Source organism: Bartonella sp. CL100XZDX (assembly GCF_042195375.1).
In the GTDB taxonomy this organism is placed as follows: Bacteria; Pseudomonadota; Alphaproteobacteria; order Rhizobiales; family Rhizobiaceae; genus Bartonella.
Map to the genome: position 1 here is coordinate 1 of NZ_JBHIOH010000084.1, position 2,310 is coordinate 2,310.

Annotated in this window: 4 protein-coding genes and 1 pseudogene; 2 read left to right on the forward strand and 3 right to left on the reverse strand. The window is 38.2% G+C overall.

Features of this window, described 5'->3' with window-relative positions; genetic code table 11:
* Positions 1-117: pseudogene (locus tag ACFILU_RS09410) on the reverse strand (phage tail protein); the annotation flags it as partial.
* Positions 118-590: 473 nt separating this feature from the next.
* Between ACFILU_RS09410 and ACFILU_RS09415 the strand changes: the two are divergent.
* A complete protein-coding gene (locus ACFILU_RS09415) occupies positions 591-1,112 on the forward strand; it encodes a Rha family transcriptional regulator (protein ID WP_375675712.1) in 522 nt (173 codons plus the stop codon).
* A 46-nt stretch (positions 1,113-1,158) separates the two neighbouring features.
* Here ACFILU_RS09415 and ACFILU_RS09420 read toward each other — a convergent pair whose 3' ends face one another.
* Both ACFILU_RS09420 and ACFILU_RS09425 read right to left on the reverse strand, forming a co-directional pair.
* The gene (locus ACFILU_RS09420; protein ID WP_273791640.1) at positions 1,159-1,485 is read right to left on the reverse strand and encodes a HigA family addiction module antitoxin; all 327 of its coding nucleotides are present in this window, start codon (positions 1,483-1,485) and stop codon (positions 1,159-1,161) included.
* A gap of 30 nt (positions 1,486-1,515) precedes the next feature.
* On the reverse strand, positions 1,516-1,791 hold the full coding sequence (locus tag ACFILU_RS09425; RefSeq protein ID WP_273791641.1) for a type II toxin-antitoxin system RelE/ParE family toxin: 276 nt from the start codon (positions 1,789-1,791) through the stop codon (positions 1,516-1,518).
* Between the two features lie 119 nt (positions 1,792-1,910).
* Between ACFILU_RS09425 and ACFILU_RS09430 the strand changes: the two genes are divergently transcribed.
* On the forward strand, positions 1,911-2,090 hold the full coding sequence (locus tag ACFILU_RS09430; RefSeq protein ID WP_375621862.1) for a hypothetical protein: 180 nt from the start codon (positions 1,911-1,913) through the stop codon (positions 2,088-2,090).
* Positions 2,091-2,310 lie beyond the last annotated feature (220 nt).

A 2,310-nucleotide genomic window follows, 5' to 3' on the forward strand; every position in this document is an offset into this window, starting at 1 on the left:
ATCGGCATCGGGCGCCGTGCCAACAATCCCGATAACGGCAGACTGAACCGCGCGAAGGGGGCGGGTGCCGTCGTCAACCTCAACGACTTCAACACCGTGTAGAAAACCTATTGCCATACTTTATGCTCCTTTAAATGAGGGGTGAATGAAAATGAATGGGAAAAATGAGGGTTGGATTTGAAATCGCACCCTTTAAAACAGCAAATCATAAGGATTTTGGTTCACTCGCATTTCAAATGCGAGTGAACAGTAAAGGGTAGCATTTCAAATGCGATCCTTTGAAAACAACAATATGTAAAATAATTTTTTAAAAGCATATTGACACTAATAAACCCTCATGTTATTCGAATCACAAGTGCTAGAAACACTAAACCATTAGCGGATAGGTCACGTAAGATCTCTCCCATGCATTTAAAATACTGATTGTCTTTTATGCTATTATTGGCATATAACGATTTTGTCGGGTGTAGCTATGCTATACAATACCTTCTCACGAGGGGAAGACATAGCGACGGACTAATGGCCGTGTTTCTAACGCCCGGCACCCTTGGGGGTGTCAATAGAGACATTAAAACCATTAGGAGTTCATCATGAACAATTTAGTGACAATCAGCAATGCTGGTATTGCTGTTACAACTTCTTTAAAAATTGCAGAGGGTGTGGGTAATACGCATAAAACAGTTATACAGTTAGTACGCAATAATCGTAAGGATTTTGAAGAGTTTGGTTCACTTGGATTTGAAATCCAAGTGAGTAAAAGAGACGGTAAAGGTGGTCAAAAGAGAGAAGTTGCTATCCTCAATGAACCACAAGCAACTTTACTCATGACCTATATGCGTAACAATGATACGGTGCGTGCATTCAAAAAAGCACTCGTCAAAGCTTTCTATGATTTAAAAAACCAATTAATTGATAATGACCGTGATACACGCTTTGATTTTCCAAGCAACTGGGATGAAATGGGACCTACTGAAAAAGCTGTTTATATTTATGGACCGCTTCACATGCATCTTGTTAAAGCTTTTACATTAGCAGAAGAGAGCAAACATTATAAAACGCTTGTTGAAGAAGCCAAGCGAGTTTTAGTAAGCCCTGTTGTAAAAGTAGCTTAAGTTAAAAACATGATTTTATCTCCTCGTCTTTGAGGCGGGGAGGTGGTTAATGGCTCTGTTCCATTTGTATATCCACTTTATTAGCTGTTAATGTTGGAATAGAAGAGACATCAATGTCCCTCAAGGCATGCCATGTATCATAATTGGCTTGAAGCTGTAGCCAAAGGGCTGGTCCATTTCCTAACAATTTACCAATGCGAGCTGCTGTTACGGCTGTGACTGGACGTTCTCCTTTAAGGATACCGTGCAAGTGCTGGCGTGATATTTGAAGAATCCTAGCAATTTCGGTTTTGCTTGCATTTAAATGTTCTAAGGATTCAGCTAAAATTTCTCCTGGATGAGAAGGACAACGATTAGGATTACGTGTGGTCATGGATAGTTTCCTTTACAAATCTTAAAACCTTCAGTGGTATTGCTCTAGATCAACATGGTAAACGTGTCTGTCTTTAAATTCAAAAGTGATACACCAAGGACCATTGATATGAATTGTGTAGCGAGTTGGAGTAAAGCCTTTAAGCATATGAAAATTATAACCTGGTACATTGATATCACTAACTTGAGAAGCAGCGTCAAGGGCATCAAGACGGCGAATAATACGCTGTTGAAGCCTGCTATCAATCTTACTTTTTCCTGTTTCCCAGAGAGATTGGAGGTCTTTATTTTTAAATGTTTTGATCATAGCAAACTCAACAACTTTATTTTAAGTAAGATGTAATGTATTAAGTGACAATTGTCAACAAAAATGTTACAATTTAATATGATTGATGCCAACACTGTGGAACTACAAGAATTTAAGAAATGAATATCAAACCAATTCGTGCTGAGAGGGAGTACCAAGAAGCTTTAGAAATTGTGTCTGCAATGTTTGATAAGCAGCCAGAAGTTAATACTCCAGAATTTGATAGAATGAAAACTCTTGTTTTGTTAATTGAAGCTTATGAAACAGAACACTATCCTGTTTCTCCACCTCATGCGTAAAGAGAAGAATAGGTGCATGGAGGGGATAAATTTGCACGTTAACATCAAGGATTTTACAAACATACCAACGGCTGTCTGATCAAATATTGCTAAAAACTTAGATCCCTTGCCATTCTTAATAAAGTGAATACGAAGTTTAAATTCTATTGTCATTTTGCTCTCCAAATTAATGAAGAGACCATAACAATCATCTCACTCTCTCATAAGACTGACACTGTCA